Source organism: Agrobacterium sp. 22-209-1, from assembly GCF_053522485.1.
This window is the reverse complement of sequence record NZ_JBNWCH010000012.1, coordinates 56957-71639: the sequence shown is the minus strand read 5'-3', so window position 1 is coordinate 71639 and position 14683 is coordinate 56957. Positions and strand designations below refer to the sequence as shown.

Annotated in this window: 13 protein-coding genes, 1 pseudogene and 1 riboswitch; of the genes and pseudogenes, 7 read left to right on the top strand and 7 right to left on the bottom strand. The window is 58.1% G+C overall.

Features of this window, described 5'->3' with window-relative positions; all coding sequences use genetic code 11:
* Positions 1 to 15: 15 nt before the first annotated feature.
* The 4 genes from ACQZ48_RS20995 (at position 16) to ACQZ48_RS20980 (ending at position 4834) form a co-directional block, all read left to right on the top strand.
* Complete coding sequence (locus tag ACQZ48_RS20995) at positions 16 to 1338, top strand: NAD(P)/FAD-dependent oxidoreductase (protein WP_448729408.1); 1323 nt, start codon at positions 16 to 18, stop codon at positions 1336 to 1338.
* A gap of 209 nt (positions 1339 to 1547) precedes the next feature.
* Positions 1548 to 2540, top strand: a complete 993-nt coding sequence (locus tag ACQZ48_RS20990; protein WP_271365868.1) for an ornithine cyclodeaminase family protein — start codon at positions 1548 to 1550, stop codon at positions 2538 to 2540.
* A gap of 5 nt (positions 2541 to 2545) precedes the next feature.
* Complete coding sequence (locus ACQZ48_RS20985) at positions 2546 to 3514, top strand: threonine/serine dehydratase (protein WP_077984840.1); 969 nt, start codon at positions 2546 to 2548, stop codon at positions 3512 to 3514.
* Between the two features lie 390 nt (positions 3515 to 3904).
* On the top strand, positions 3905 to 4834 hold the full coding sequence (locus ACQZ48_RS20980; protein WP_448729407.1) for a LysR family transcriptional regulator: 930 nt from the start codon (positions 3905 to 3907) through the stop codon (positions 4832 to 4834).
* On the opposite strand, the gene ACQZ48_RS20975 is transcribed toward ACQZ48_RS20980, so the two are convergent.
* The 5 genes from ACQZ48_RS20975 to ACQZ48_RS20955 form a co-directional block, all read right to left on the bottom strand.
* Entirely contained in the window at positions 4828 to 6249 is a 1422-nt protein-coding gene (locus ACQZ48_RS20975; RefSeq protein WP_374638582.1) for an aldehyde dehydrogenase family protein, read from the bottom strand. The genes ACQZ48_RS20980 and ACQZ48_RS20975 overlap by 7 nt on opposite strands.
* Positions 6250 to 6412: 163 nt before the next feature.
* Positions 6413 to 7321, bottom strand: coding sequence for a GNAT family N-acetyltransferase (locus tag ACQZ48_RS20970; protein WP_374638589.1), 909 nt, complete (start codon positions 7319 to 7321; stop codon positions 6413 to 6415).
* Positions 7322 to 7819: 498 nt separating this feature from the next.
* Positions 7820 to 8320 carry a flavin reductase gene (locus ACQZ48_RS20965; protein WP_137412575.1) on the bottom strand — a complete coding sequence of 167 codons (501 nt, stop codon included), beginning with the start codon at positions 8318 to 8320 and terminating at the stop codon, positions 7820 to 7822.
* A gap of 26 nt (positions 8321 to 8346) precedes the next feature.
* A complete protein-coding gene (locus ACQZ48_RS20960; RefSeq protein ID WP_077984688.1) occupies positions 8347 to 9375 on the bottom strand; it encodes a methionine synthase in 1029 nt (342 codons plus the stop codon).
* Positions 9376 to 9402: 27 nt separating this feature from the next.
* Positions 9403 to 10386: a DUF1852 domain-containing protein gene (locus tag ACQZ48_RS20955; protein WP_077984837.1), complete on the bottom strand. Its 984-nt coding sequence runs from the start codon at positions 10384 to 10386 to the stop codon at positions 9403 to 9405.
* 275 nt (positions 10387 to 10661) lie between these two features.
* Positions 10662 to 10852: riboswitch (cobalamin riboswitch) on the top strand.
* Between the two features lie 99 nt (positions 10853 to 10951).
* Here ACQZ48_RS20955 and ACQZ48_RS20950 point away from each other — a divergent pair.
* Entirely contained in the window at positions 10952 to 11788 is an 837-nt protein-coding gene (locus ACQZ48_RS20950) for an acyl-CoA thioesterase (protein ID WP_448729406.1), read from the top strand.
* Positions 11789 to 11790: 2 nt separating this feature from the next.
* The gene (locus tag ACQZ48_RS20945; protein ID WP_448729405.1) at positions 11791 to 12678 is read left to right on the top strand and encodes a LysR family transcriptional regulator; all 888 of its coding nucleotides are present in this window, start codon (positions 11791 to 11793) and stop codon (positions 12676 to 12678) included.
* Here ACQZ48_RS20945 and ACQZ48_RS20940 read toward each other — a convergent pair.
* Complete coding sequence (locus ACQZ48_RS20940) at positions 12670 to 12837, bottom strand: hypothetical protein (protein WP_448729404.1); 168 nt, start codon at positions 12835 to 12837, stop codon at positions 12670 to 12672. The two genes, ACQZ48_RS20945 and ACQZ48_RS20940, sit on opposite strands and share 9 nt — an antisense overlap.
* Positions 12838 to 13163: 326 nt before the next feature.
* On the opposite strand from ACQZ48_RS20940, the pseudogene ACQZ48_RS20935 reads away from it, so the two are divergent.
* Positions 13164 to 13367 (top strand): annotated as a pseudogene (locus tag ACQZ48_RS20935) (hypothetical protein); the annotation flags it as partial.
* 376 nt (positions 13368 to 13743) lie between these two features.
* Here the strand turns inward: ACQZ48_RS20935 and ACQZ48_RS20930 are convergent.
* Positions 13744 to 14556, bottom strand: coding sequence for an oxidoreductase (locus ACQZ48_RS20930; RefSeq protein WP_448729403.1), 813 nt, complete (start codon positions 14554 to 14556; stop codon positions 13744 to 13746).
* Positions 14557 to 14683: the final 127 nt, after the last annotated feature.

The window sequence follows — 14683 nt, the reverse complement described above, 5'->3', positions numbered from 1 at the left end:
CCTAGGTCAAGATTCATGACTCCAATGCTCAGATCCATCCCAAGCGACCCGGAACTCCCGGCCAAGGCCGATGTCGTGGTCATCGGTGGCGGCATCATCGGCGCGTCCGCAGCATTTTCGCTGGCCGAACGTGGTCTCTCCGTGGCGCTACTGGAAAAAGGTCTGGTTGGCGCGGAGCAATCGAGCCGCAACTGGGGCTGGTGCCGCCGGCAGAACCGGGATGAGCGCGAATTGCCACTCTCGGGCGTCGCCATGGACCTGTGGGACGAGATCGCGGCGAAGATCGGCGAGGATGTCGGCTTCCGCCGGTGCGGCCTGTTCTATGCCACGGACAATCCGCAACAGCTGGCGGAATGGGAGCAATGGCAGACGACTGCCCGTAAGTTCGATGTCAATACGCGCATGCTGAGCCCCAAGGAGGCACATGAAAGCGTTCCGGCGCAGGGGCGTCGATGGCTCGGCGGGGTTCATTCCGTTGATGATGGCAAGGGCGAGCCGGCCATTGCCGCTCCGACAATCGCGAGCGGTGCCCGCAAGTTCGGCGCAACCATCCACCAGAATTGCGCCGCGCGCGGGCTGGATGTTGTCAACGGCGCAGTCGCCGGGGTCATCACAGAAAAAGGCACGATCAGGACTCAGGCCGTCCTCAATGCCGGCGGCGCATGGGCATCCATGTTCAGTCGGCCCTACGGCGTCATATTTCCGCAGGCAAGTGTCCGCCAGACGGCGGTGCGCACAGTACCGACGGTGGATGTCGGCGATGCCCTTTACACACCCGAATGTTCGCTGACGCGCCGGCTCGATGGCAGTTACACTTTGGCCGTCAGCGGCAGGGCAACACTTGACCTGACGCCCCAGGGCATGCGCTATGCCCGCTGGTTCATGCCGATGTTCCTGAAACGGCTGAAGGCCGTACAGATCGGCGTCAGTACGTCGATGTTCCGCGGTCCGGAAGCGCTGGCACGATGGACGATGCAGGAAACATCGCCCTTCGAGCGGATGCGGATTCTTGATCCGGCCCCCAGCAAGCGCACAATTGCCGCCATGCTGAAGGGTGTCCACGACCAGTTCCCGGCGCTTGCCGGCGTCACGATCGCCGATAGCTGGGGTTCCTATGTGGACTGCACACCGGACGCAGTGCCGGTGATCTCTGCAGTCGACCGCGTGCGCGGCTTTTATCTGGCGGCCGGCGGGTCCGGTCGCGGTTTTGGCATCGGTCCGGGCATTGGACGACTCGCGGCCGACCTGGTTGCCAATGATAAACCCTGCGTTGATCCCACGCCCTTCCGGCTGTCGCGCTTCTTTGACGGATCGAAGGTGAATGTCGGCGCGCTTTGATTGCAGTCGAGATCGCCACCGACGGATGAACGCACACGTCCGGTTCGATCGTCGTCGGCAAACTTTATGCGTAAGCCGCGACGTCAATCACAACAATCTGCGTTCACCGGCAGTCTATGCGGCGATAAATGAAGACAAATATCGAGCACGGTCATCACACGAGCAGCCGCATGCGTCTGCAGGGAACCGCGAGCAAACCGATGTCAGCGATGCAAACGCTCCTACTCAACAAGGATCAGGTAAGGCGCCTGATCGACATGCGGCAGGTGATAGGCGCTGTGGAAGACGCCTACAGGGCCTATAGCAGCAACCAGGTCGCACAACCCGACTATATCGGCATCCACCTGCCGGACGGACGCGGAGAGATCGATTTCAAGCTTGGCTATCACAAGCAGGCGGAAATGATTTCGATGAAAGCCCATTCCGGCGGCTTCGCCAACAACCCCGAGCAGCATGGCGTGCCGAACAGCATGGGAACCATTCTGCTGTTCGACGCCACAAGCTGCGCGCTTATCTGCATACTGGATGGAAGTCTGATCACAGGCTTTCGAACTGGGGCTTCTGGCGCCGTCTCAGTGAAGGCCCTTGCCCGAAAAAATTCCCGTGTCATTGCATCGATCGGTACGGGCAATCAGGCGAGAATGCAGATCCGCGCGATTAGCAGGATCATGCAGATCGACGAGATTCACGCCTGGAGCCGCACGTCGGCGGCCCTGGCTGCTTACAAGCAGGACATAGAGCGCGAGTTTAACATACCGGTTACGCTGGCGGCGTCCAAGAAAGACGCTGTCGAAAAGGCGGACATTCTGATCACGACGACGCGCGGCAAAGGCGATCTGGTGCAGGCCAATTGGGTAAAACCTGGAACCCACATCGTTGCGATCGGCACTGATCAGCGCGGCAAACAGGAACTCGAACCCGAAATATTCCGAAACGCGAAGATTGTCGTCGATTCCATTTCGCAGTGCTCGCAAAAGGGTGAAACCTTTCATCCGCTCGCAAACAACATCATCACCATGGACGACATCCATGGCGAAATAGGAGAGGTCCTGCTCGGCGCGAAATCCGGTCGGACAAATGATGAGGAAATCACGATCTTCGATTCCACCGGCATGGCGATCCAGGATAACACGACTGCCCGGTCCATCTACCAGAACGCCCTCGCCAACAATGTTGGCGCATTCTTTTCCTTTTTCGAGTGATCACCATGACAAGCTTCCCGACCCTTCAGGACATCCAGGACGCGCGAGCGCGCCTGAAACCCCATATCCGGCATACGCCCCTGTTGCGCGCAGACAAGATTGAAAAGGTTGTCGACTGCGAACTCTACCTCAAGCCTGAGACCTTGCAGGTTACTGGCGCCTTCAAGATTCGCGGCGCGCTCAACAAGGCTCTCTCGCTGTCCAGGGACGAAATTGCAAACGGGATTATCGCGACATCTTCGGGCAATCACGCACAGGGGTTAGCCTATGCCGCCCGTATGCTGGGCGTGAAGGCTATTCTGGTGCTGCCGGTCACATCACCGAAGATCAAGATCGAGAACACAAAAGCGCTGGGGGCAGAGGTCGTTCTCTTTGACGGAGACAATGCAGCGCGGTGGAAACACGTCTACGCGATGGCCGCCGAAAACGGATATGCCCCCATCCACGCTTTCGAGGATCCGATTGTGATGGCAGGCCAGGGAACGATCGGCTGCGAAATTCTCGATGATCTATCGGACGTTGATACGGTCATCGTCCCCGTCGGCGGTGGCGGACTGATTTCGGGTATCGCAACAGCCATCAAGGAAACTAGTCCCTCCGTGCGCGTCATCGGCGTAGAGCCCTCTTTGACGCCGAAATATTACCAGAGCCGGATCAATAAGGAGCGCACTTCGCTTCCGTTGCTGAACACGATTGCTGACGGGCTGCGGCTCAGCGTGCCGGCCCAGAATCCGTTTCCCATCATTGAAAAATACGTCGATGAGATTATTTTGGTTGAAGACCGACATATCGTTGATGGCATGCGTGCGTTGGCAAAAGATGCCAAGCTGATTGCTGAACCGGCGGCCGCGATCACGGTGGGGGCGCTGCTGGCTGGCTCGATAAATCTGAAGCCAAATGAAAAGGTCTGCGCCGTGCTGTCTGGCGGAAACTGGGACTTAAGCGATCTCGCTGAAGTCTATGCCGAGGGATAAGCATTTGAGTCGGTCTCACCGGGCAGCCGGCGACCAAACGTCTCATTGTATGGATTGACTGCTCATCCCTACCGGAAATGGTCCGGGAGAACACATCGGTAACTTGCGCCGTCTGGACGAAAGCCGTTCTTATTCTGGTGCAGGTTGGCTGCTGACTTGAGACAGATGCCTGTTCTTGAACGTCGCAGTTCTTCAGGTGACCGTGACGAAGGTTACGCAGCGTCTCGATCGTCCTCCAGGCGCCGACATAGCCTAGCTTCATCACGAAGCTGTCGCCCGCGCGGCCGCGAAAATCGAGGCTTTTCCGCGATTCTTCGATCAAACGTCTTGCCTCCTGAGTATGAAGATGAAAATTAATGCGATTAGAATATTAAATTCAGGATGAACTTAATGCTTACATCCGATGATCTCGCCTTTTTCTCGGTCCTTGTCGGCTCGCGATCCCTGGCGGAGAGCGCGCGCAAACTCAACGTGACGCCGCCAGCCGTCACTCAGCGGCTGCGTGCGCTCGAAGAAAAAGTGGGTGTCAGGCTGATCGATCGAACCGGCAAAAGCCTCTTTTTGACCGAGGAGGGCTCGCTCGTCGCTTCGCACAGCGTTATCGTCAGCAACGCAATCGATGAGCTGTCAGAAGCCCTGGCGGACCGCAGGGGCGTGGTGCGGGGACATTTGAGGATCGCAGCCCCACACGGGTTCGGCAGGCAGCATGTCGCACCCGTCGTGGAGGCGTTCGCGCGCGAGCATAAGAACGCGCTCGCCACGCTGGAACTGTCCGACCACCCTTCCGCCTTGCTCATGGAGAGTTTCGAAGTGATCATTCACATCGGCGCGCGGGGACATCTCGACCAAGTGGTAACGACGCTGGCGCCGAACCGGCGCATTCTCTGCGCCAGTCCGCACTATCTGACTTCGGCGTCGCCGATTTTGGAGCCGGCAGATCTCGCCAGGCATCGCTGCCTTGCCGTCCGCGAGAACGAAGAAGACGTGACGCTGTGGCGTTTCACCAGGCCCCGGCAGGAGACTGCGACAGTGCGTATCAATCCAGCCATGTCGAGCAATGACGGTTCGGTCATCCGAGACTGGGCGCTGGCGGGCCAGGGCGTGATGATGCGGTCGGAATGGAGCGTCGCTGAAGACCTCGTCGCCGGCCGATTGCAGGAAGTGCTGCCCGACTGGCAGCTTCCCTCGGCCGACATCATCGCCATGCTGGGATCGAGGCACGGGCGGAGCGCCCGCTCCACCGCTTTCTTGAAGCTCCTGCGTCAGTCGCTCAAGCCGCCGCCATGGCGAAGCGGCAACTTGGCATCAGTCGGTCAGTAGCCGAGGATTGACTTCGTCTCGAGATATTCCTCAAGTCCGTGGACGCCGTATTCGCGCCCATTGCCCGACTGCTTGTAGCCGCCGAATGCCGCCGCACCGTTCCAGGCCGGATAATTGATATGAACCTGACCCGCGCGGATGCGGCTCGCCACGCGTCTCGCCCGGTCGATATCGCCTGACTGCACATGCGCGCCGAGACCGTAGACCGTGTCGTTGGCGATTGTGATAGCCTCTTCCTCGTCCTTATAGGGCATGATCGCCAGGACAGGGCCGAAGATTTCCTCGCGCGCGATGCGCATGTCAGGCGTGACGTCGGAAAAGACCGTCGGCTGTGCGAAAAAGCCACTCTCGATCCCGCCAGGACGACCAGGTCCGCCTGCCACGAGCTTGGCCCCGCCATCGATGCCGGCCCTGATCATGGTCTGAACGCGTTCGAACTGGGCGCGGTTGGCGATCGGCCCCATCGTTGTCGCGGCGTCGCGCGGATCGCCAACCACCATGGCATGGACGGTGTTGCGCGCCAGTTCCTCTACTTGGGAAAGCCGGTGCGCTGGCACCAGCATCCGCGTCGGCGCGCTGCACGATTGGCCGGCATTGCGCATGCCCGCCTGCAGTCCTTTCGGGACCGCGATTTCGAAATCGGCATCATCCAGCAGGATGTTGGGCGACTTGCCACCCAATTCCTGAACCACGCGCTTGATGGTCGGTGCGGCCGCCTGGGCGACCAGCACGCCTGCACGCGTCGAGCCGGTGATGGAGATCATGTCGACATCCGGATGGCTGGACAGAGCAGCACCAACGGCCTCGCCCGTGCCGCTGACCAGATTGAAGACGCCGGGCGGCGTGCCGGCATCATGCATCAGTTCGGCAAACAGAAGCGCGCTGTAGGGCGAGAGTTCGCTGGGCTTCAGGACAATCGTACAGCCAGCGGCAATCGCGGGCGCCACCTTGGCGGTGATCTGGTAGAGAGGCCAGTTCCAGGGGGTGATTAGGGCACAGACGCCGATGGCCTCTTTCGCTGTCGCGAGGCCTCCGTTCACCGACAGGAACGGATAGGTCTCGAGCGTCTCCATCTGGACGCGGATATGTTCGGCGGCAAAGAAGACCTGCGACGACCGGGCAAAGCTGATCGGCGTTCCCATTTCGCTCACCATCGTCTGGGCGAAGAGCTCGGCGCGTTCCATGACGAGCGCATGCATTCTTTTGAGAAGCGCAAGCCGCTCCGGGATACTCGATTGGGCAAAACTGGGAAAGGCCTTGCGCGCGGCGGCCACGGCCAGGTCAACGTGGCGGGCGCTTCCGGCAGGGATATGGCCGGTAACCTGTTCAGACGCCGGATCGACGACCGGCAGCAGGTTCACATCGGCGAATGCCTGCCACTCGCCGTTGATGTAAAACTGGTTCTCTCGTTTCATCGCTACGCCCTCTCCTTGGTCCTGCACGACGTATTCCGTGCGCTTCGAACAGGATGACTGAAAGGGCAAGAGATCGACAGTCGATCTCGCCTGAGTGCCCGGTTAAGGCTGGGCTTAACAACGGCGGCCCGAATGGGCAGGCCGGCCGGTCGCCTCAGCATGATCAGCCAAGTGTCTGGCTGGCCAGTGAGTAAGTCACCGACGCACGCGTTCCCTCCGTCGCAAAATCCGCAAGCCGCCTGCCCCGCGACATAGTCAGTACGGTATCGTAGACGGTAAGACCGCTGCGCTGCACGAAGAGCGCAAAGTCACCTGTTTCGTAGTGCGTATCGAGACGAAGGAACCGGCCCTCATGATCGCGGATATGCGGCGAAACGACAGCGATGGCCTCCTCGTCGTTCGAGGCCACAATCGGCCCGACGACATGGCCGCGCCCGAACCGGCGACAGAGGGCAAAAGCCTTCAGTATGCCATCGTGGAAAAAGCCGTAGCCTCGCGAATGGGCCATGAGCTTTTCGATGACGCCTGAGCGCACCACGCCAAAGGCCGCCGCGTCGAGCGCCGTCACTGCGGCGAGATCATCAGCGCCCAAGACCCGCAAGTCGCCGGAAAAATCCTGCTCGACGGACGCATCGGTGACGATACCCTGGCACTGATAAACAATCTTTTCCGGCACGAAGTCGAGGGACAGGTAAAGCCTCTGGGCAGCCCGCGTTGCGTTGAGGCGCAGGTCTATGCCGTCAAGATCTTGTAGCGCATTTTCCATCAACCAGAGGCCCGTGCCATGCGTCTGCAAGCGCGGCGAGGTGATGACCATGCCGATCGTTGCGAGCTCGGGCGATTGACGGAACCACATGGCGGAACTCATGATGCGGCCGATGTCATCGATCGCAACGACGCCTTTGCCGGCGTCGCGCAAGAACTGCCAGTCCTGCGGGCGGTGCGGCCAGCCGACCGAAATCGACAGCGCATGAAGCTGCTCAAGGTCCGCCCTCGCCACATCGTCGATCTGCATCGCGAAGGCGTCGATCTGGTTTCTTTCTCCGAGCTTGAGGATTTCACTCACACGCATGTCCTCTATCAATTCCCACTGTTTCGTGCCGCTCGTGGCGCATAGCGGCTCGATCATAACCCCACCGCGCCGCAGCTTTTGCTCGAAATCAGTGGAGCTTTGCAACATTTCACCGAAACGGTGATGCGTTCGGCATCACATCCTTCACAATGCCGTGCCCGATAGCTGTCGAACCGTGCCAAAGACGGCCGAAGCCTGCACCCGTGACCCGGTGAACGTGGCTGAAGTTCTGGAAAAACTGGTTTGCTTCATTAGCGTGTTCAGGACGCTGAATGCCGCGATCGTCGAATGGATCGAACGACTGCTGGTCGCAGCCCTGCGACGTCGAGGGCATCAGGAGGAGATGGCACAAACCCCTCGCTCCCGCCCCCTGAACCTGTAGAGCCCCGAAATGGAGCTATTGCAAAACATGGATTCCATCTTGTACGTTACATACAACAGAGTTTCGGAGGATGTGGTGGGAGAGGTGAACGCCGGTGTCACGACGGCCTGTATCCGCTATCCCTTGAGATAGCGACGCATGCAGTAGAGCAGCGTTGCCTGCTCTTCGCTCTCGCGAATGTCGATCACGCACCCGAAAAGAATTCGGTGCGTTGCTTCGTCGACGGCATTGGTCAGCTCGCATTCAAAGCTGACCGAGGCGTCAGCCAGAATCGGGACACCCGTGAGGCCGTCTTTCCATTCGCCAAGCGCAAATCGATCCTTCACCGGTCTCTTTCCGCCGAAAGCGTTCGAGATATCCTCCTGGCCCGGCATCAGCGTGTTGACGCAGAAGTGTCGCGCACGCTCAAACGCATGAAAAGATGAGCTGGCTCGATTGATGCAGACGAGAAGTGTCGGCGGCGTGTCGCTGACACTGCAAACAGCCGATGCGGCGAAGCCGTAACGCTTCCCGCCGTATGTGGTGGTGACGACGTTGACCGCAGAGCCGAGACGCGACATGCCGTTGCGAAACGTGGCTTTGTCCACAATATCGAAGCGATGGTTCACCATGTTCATGTCGGCCTCCTGCGGCTCCGGTAACGCTAGGCTGACAGTTCTTTTCGAACGATTTCCGCTCCTGCGGCGAGAGCATTCAGCTTGCCTCGTGCTACCCGGCGAGACAGGGGTGCCATGCCACAATTGGTACAAGGGCAAAGTTTGTCGGCATCGACAAACTGAAGTGCCTTTCGCAGAGTAGCGGCCACTTCCTCCGGCGTCTCGATGGTATTGCTCGCAACATCGATCGCTCCGACCATCACCTTCTTGCCGCGAACCAGTTCCATAAGATCCATCGGAACGTGAGAGTTGTGGCATTCCAGGGAGATCATGCCGATGCTGGATTTCTGCAGCTTGGGGAAAGTTTCCTCATACTGCCGCCACTCCGACCCAAGAGTCTTTTTCCAGTCCGTATTGGCCTTGATACCGTAGCCGTAGCAAATATGAACGGCAGTCTCACATTTCAGGCCTTCGATTGCCTTTTCCAGAGTGGCAACACCCCAGTCATTCACCTCATCGAAGAAGACATTAAATGCGGGTTCATCGAACTGGATGATATCCACCCCGGCAGCCTCCAGTTCTCTAGCCTCCTGGTTCAGGATCCCGGCGAATTCCCAGGCCAGCTTTTCGCGACTTTTATAGTGATCGTCGAAGAGCGTATCGATCATCGTCATCGGCCCCGGCAGAGCCCATTTGATCGGCTGTTTGGTCTGCTGACGCAGGAACTTGGCGTCTTCGACAAAAACCGCCTGTTTGCGCGACACGGCGCCGACGACTGTCGGAACGCTCGCATCATAGCGATCCCGGATTCTGACGGTCTCGCGTTTTTCGAAATCGACACCATCGAGATGCTCGATGAATGTCGTGACGAAATGCTGGCGCGTTTGCTCGCCGTCGCTGACGATATCGATACCTGCCTGCCGCTGGTCGTCCAAGGACAAGCGCAAGGCGTCCTGCTTGCCCTCGATCAGTTCGTCATCCTGCAATTTCCAAGGCGACCAGAGTTTCTCAGGCTCTGCAAGCCATGAAGGTTTCGGCAAGCTGCCGGCGGTTGACGTGGGCAACAGTGTTTTCATGATGGGGGACCTTATGCTTTCAGTTCATCAAAGGGCGTGTTTGGTAGACCATTGCTCAAGAACAGTCCCATAGGGTTTGATGAAGTGCTCCTCAGCGAACCTTCCCTGCTCGACAGCCAGCCGGCTACGCTCTTCGCGATCGTAGACGATACGCGTCAATGAGTAGTCCTGATGCCCGAGACTCGGGCGATAACAGGCCCCTGCCGCGGAATTGGCGTTATAAATTTCGGGCCGGTAAATCTTCTGAAAAGTCTCCATGGTGCTGATTGTGCTGATGAGCTCGAGATTGGTGTAATCGTCGAGCAGATCACCGAGAAAATAGAATGCAAAAGGCGCGACGCTGTTCGGCGGCATGAAAAAGCGAACCTTCAATCCCATTTTCTGGAAGTATCGATCGGTCGACGACAATTCATCCTGCTGGTATTCGACACCCAATACAGGGTGCTGATTACCGGTCCGGCTGTATGTCCTGCTGCTGGAGGCACTCAGGCAGATGACCGGAAGTTTTTGAAAGTGTTCTTTGTAGGCATCTGAATTCAGGAAACACTTGAACAGGTTTCCATGCAGATCGCCAAAATTCTCCGGCGTGCCAAATGCCAGGCGATCCTTATTGTAAGCCGGCAGCACGACGCTGAAGTCATAATCCCGAACATACGAGGAGAAATTATTCCCGACGATGCCTTCGATGCGTTCGCCTGTCTTATGATCGACGATATTCGTTTTCAGGATTTCGATCAGGGGGAAAGCATCAGTATTGCCTTCAGCATCAATCCTCATCTCGACGGAAACGATCTCGAGCTGGACAGAATAACGATCGTTTTTCGGATTGTCCCAATGCGCCAAGGCGTTGAAGCGATTGTCGATCATCCTCAGCGCGTTGCGCAAATTCTCCCGGCGGCTCTCCCCTCTGGCCAGATTGGCGAAGTTAGTCGTGAGCCGCGTATTTTCCGAGGGTTGATAATCCTCGTCAAAAGGAATGCTCTTGAGAGAGAACGTAAATTCACCGCTCATGGCAATATTGTTCTCATGGACCGAGAAAAACCCTGAATCTGTTTCTTTTTCTTTCAGTGCTCTCATTTTTTCTCTCGTGTTTCTCAATCAACAATCTTTAGCTTGTCTATGGCCTGGAGCGCGCCCCTCTTATGCCTGAGCCGTTGATGGAGAAAAATTGATTTCATTTCATTGAAACATGAGCCGTCCTCATGGTTTTGGGTAAGCGACATGGCTTGCGGGGTGGTCTGGCCCGCCGACCGGAAACGAGGCCTTGACCCCACGAGCGGCATGGGACATTGGTTTACCGTCGTGGTTCTGTGGACGACAGTCCGGAGCTAAGAGGGAATTCGGTCAGATGCCGGAGCTGCCCCCGCAACTGTAAGCGGCTAGCGAACGTCCATTTTTGTCACTGGGTTTATCCCGGGAAGACGGGCGGGAGCGGTCATCCGCGAGCCAGGAGACCTGCCACGACAGATAACGTCCACGGGCGGGGTGTCCCGGAGTGCCGCTTTCGCGATCGGCATCTCTGCGCCGTCGTCTCTGCGTCATTGCCCAGCCCTGCCACAACCTGATGGTAGCGCCGATGATCAGCACCGACACGACAGACAAGCCCATGCAGCACCTGTCGACAACACAACTCGTCGATATCGTCTTCCCTGGTGACACAAACCATCACGGAACTCTTTTCGGAGGGACCGGCCTCGCCCTTATGGATCGAGTCGCTTTCATCGCGGCGACCCGCTTCGGGCGCGCACCATTTGTGACCGCGTCCTGCGAACGTATCGATTTCAAACAGCCCGCACGCATCGGGCACATCGTCGAATTCACGGCAAGACCCGTCAAGGCTGGCCGCCGTTCCCTGACTGTTGAGGTCGAGATGGTGGCAGAGACAATTGTCGGCCGTCAACGGCATACCTGTACGCGCGGCGTCTTCCATATGGTTGCCGTTCCAGAGGGCGAGAACGCCGCGCATTACGCCTTACCCAAACTGCTTCCCGAGGACGCGCCGGGCGAAAGCGATATGCTTGCCATGGTCGAAATCGTCTTTCCGGATCAGGCTAACAGCGTCGGCCGGATGTTCGGGGGCGAGGCAATCGCCTACATGACAAAAGCTGCGTTCGTGACGGCATCGCGCTACTCCGGCAAGCTAGTGGTGCTGGCATCATCCGAGCGTATCGACTTTGCAAGGCCAATCGAGATCGGCGAAATCGTCGAGGCGGAGGCACGTGTCGCGAGCGTTGGCCGCAGTTCCATGTCCGTCGAGACAAAACTCTGGTCGGAAAACCTTCTGACGGGCGAGCGGCATATCACGGCTACCGGACATTTCACCATGGTCGCGGTCGACGAAGATCACCGGCCGGTTCCTGTTCGAGACAGCGAACAGATAGAAGTCTTTCCCCTCGACAAAGGAGGCGCATAACGATGCTGGACAGGCAACATCTGTCGATCCTGCGCGAAGTCGATCGCATGGGCAGTCTGACGGCGGCGGCAGAACGGCTGAATGTGACCCAGTCCGCGCTGAGCCACACGATCCGCAAGCTCGAAGAACGCTATGGCGTCGCCATGTGGGAAAAGGACGGCCGCAATCTTCGTCTCACCGAGGCCGGCCGCTACATCGTCGCGCTGGCGCAGCGCGTCCTGCCACAGATCGAAAGGGCTGAGGATGTCTTGTCCGACTACCGCTACGGACAGCGAGGCTCGCTCAAGATCGGGATGGAATGCCATCCCTGTCACCAATGGCTGATGGGCGTGACAAAGCCCTATCTGGTAGACTGGCCGCATGTGGACCTGGAACTGACGACATCATTTGCTTTTGGCGGCGTGGCGGCGCTGACCGGATACGAGATCGATATCCTGATCACCCCGGACCCGATCGAAGCGCCTAGCGTCCATTATCTACCGGTGTTCGACTACGAACTGGTTCTTGCCGTACCGGCCGATCACTCTCTGGCGGCCAAGGACCATGCCGAACCTGCGGATCTGCTGGATGAAACGCTCTTCACCTATCCTGTGCCACCCGAGCGGCTGGATGTGTTCACGCATTTCCTTGCGCCTGCAAATTGCCGCCCGCGCCACCACCGGAATGTCGAGACCACGGAAATGATGCTACAGCTCGTCGCAGCCGGTCGCGGCGTCAGCGCCATCCCGAACTGGCTGGTGCGTCGGGAAGCCGCCGAGCTCGGAGTTCGTCCCGTCAGTATCGGCAAATCAGGGATACAGAAGAGTATTCACCTCGGTTTGAGAAGCGGCGAAGAGGCCGTTGACTTCATCGCCGGTTTTCTCGCGACGTCGCGCATGGCCTCAGCCTGACACGTCGTTGCCAGCATCGACATTGCTGTAATAGAGCTTGCCGATCTCGATCGGCTCACGGCCCTGGCTGCGGCGGTGGATATTGCTGTCGCGCAGGGAACAGACGCCGCGGCAATATGCCTGCTGGTAAAACTCGTCGCGTTTGCTGACATCAATCATCCCTCAATGATAGCGCCATCGCCTCAGGTGAGCTCAGCGACCAATGATGGCGTTCAAATGCCGCATTGTACAGAATCCGCATAGCATATAGTGTCTGAATTGTGTCACAAGAGGCACTATGGGGATCGATGATCAAGCGATTGGGCTTTGCCGAACAATGCGTCGTGCGCACCATGTGCGCGCTTGCCTTGTTGTTGGTAGGCTTTGCCAATGAGCCACCGACGCTGGCTAACAGCCAGATCCCTCTCAGCGAAATAGCACAATAAGTCCTTCCGGACGGAACTCTTCCGGTTCTCTGCCTCCCATCGGAGGATGGCAAGGCCAAGCACGATCACCACAAGATCGGATCCGGTTGCGAAGCGTGCCGTCTGACGGCTTCGGTGCTTCTGCCCGCTCCTGCCGATGCACTCGGGCTGCCAATCCTTCGTGAGGCTGAGCGTGTCACGCCGACCCGTGTTGAAGCGTTCTACCGTCAGCTCTTTCCGCCGAATACATCGCCTCGCGGACTTCCATCCGGCCTGACTGCATAAATCGCCGCTGGGATCAGCGACTATTTCAGTCTGTGCCGGTTTTCTCCGCCTGTGGCGGAATACGTTCCGGCACATTGCCGGAACCCTTTCCATGTCACACGGAACCACCGCGTCCGCATGCGCGGATTGCTGGCGCCGGCGGTGATCCGTCCGCGACGCAATCCGCGGGTTGCGTCGGACACTTTTATGCAGGCGCGTGACCACCAAGCGGTAAACCGGGCCCTTCGGGCCGATCGGTGTCTTGCCCTTCAGGCGCACAGTCATCGACTCTCCGCCCTCGGAGCTGAAGGTAAGCAAATGTGTCCGAGACAAGCCGTGAAGTTTCCGAATGCCGACGCCCTACTTTCTGCTTGTGGTGCGCAAGCTCCGCGAATGCCTACAGCCGGGAGAGCCCAAACGTTTTCCTGATGCCGCCATCCAATGCCTTGGCTGGAATAAACCGTTTCAGGCGGCTCAGAAGTGTAGCCTGTTTTCCAACCGGTCTGCGCATTTTGTGAGGACCTGTGATTGCTGCCATGATTTCGGCGGCGACAGTCTGAGGACTGCTTGCCGTCCTAATGGCGGAAAGGACGGCCTCATTGGATTTGGCTAATTGAGTGGCGTAGTCGTCGATACGCGTCTCCGTCTGCTTCGCATTGACATCGAGACTTGTCCTCGTGAACGTCGGCTCGACCAGGACGGAGCGAATGTTGAATTGCCGAACTTCGTGGTCAAGCGTTTCAGACAGTCCCTCCAACGCATGCTTGCTGCTGGCATAAAGGCCCATATAAGGTGCGGGGAGAAAGCCGAGAACCGAACTGACATTGACGATCAGACCGGAATTCTGCTGTCGCATCGCAGGCAATATTGCTCGTATCATGCGCAGTGGGCCAAAGAGATTGGTTTCAAAAAGGGCCTTCGCCTCATCGTCCGACGTGCTTTCGACCGGCCCGACGAGAGAGACGCCTGCATTGTTCACCACGACATCAATCCGGCTTGAACGGGACAGAACCCAATCGACGAATTGCCTCACCGACTCGTCATTGTCCACATCGAGACGCCCGTACTCGACACCGGGAACCGGTCCACTTTTGTCCGGATTGCGCGATCCTGCAAACACCTTGAACCCATTCTGTGACAGCAACCTCACGGTCGCCTGCCCTATGCCGGAGGATGCTCCGGTCACCACAACAATCTTGTCTGTCGACATCTACGCTCTCCAAAACTAGCGTTGGACTAGAAATCAATATAGATTTCGTTTGTAATCTATATTTCAATTAGATTGCAAGCGAAATAAAACGCGCTTGCAGAAATTGAGGAGGCACATGGTCAGAAGC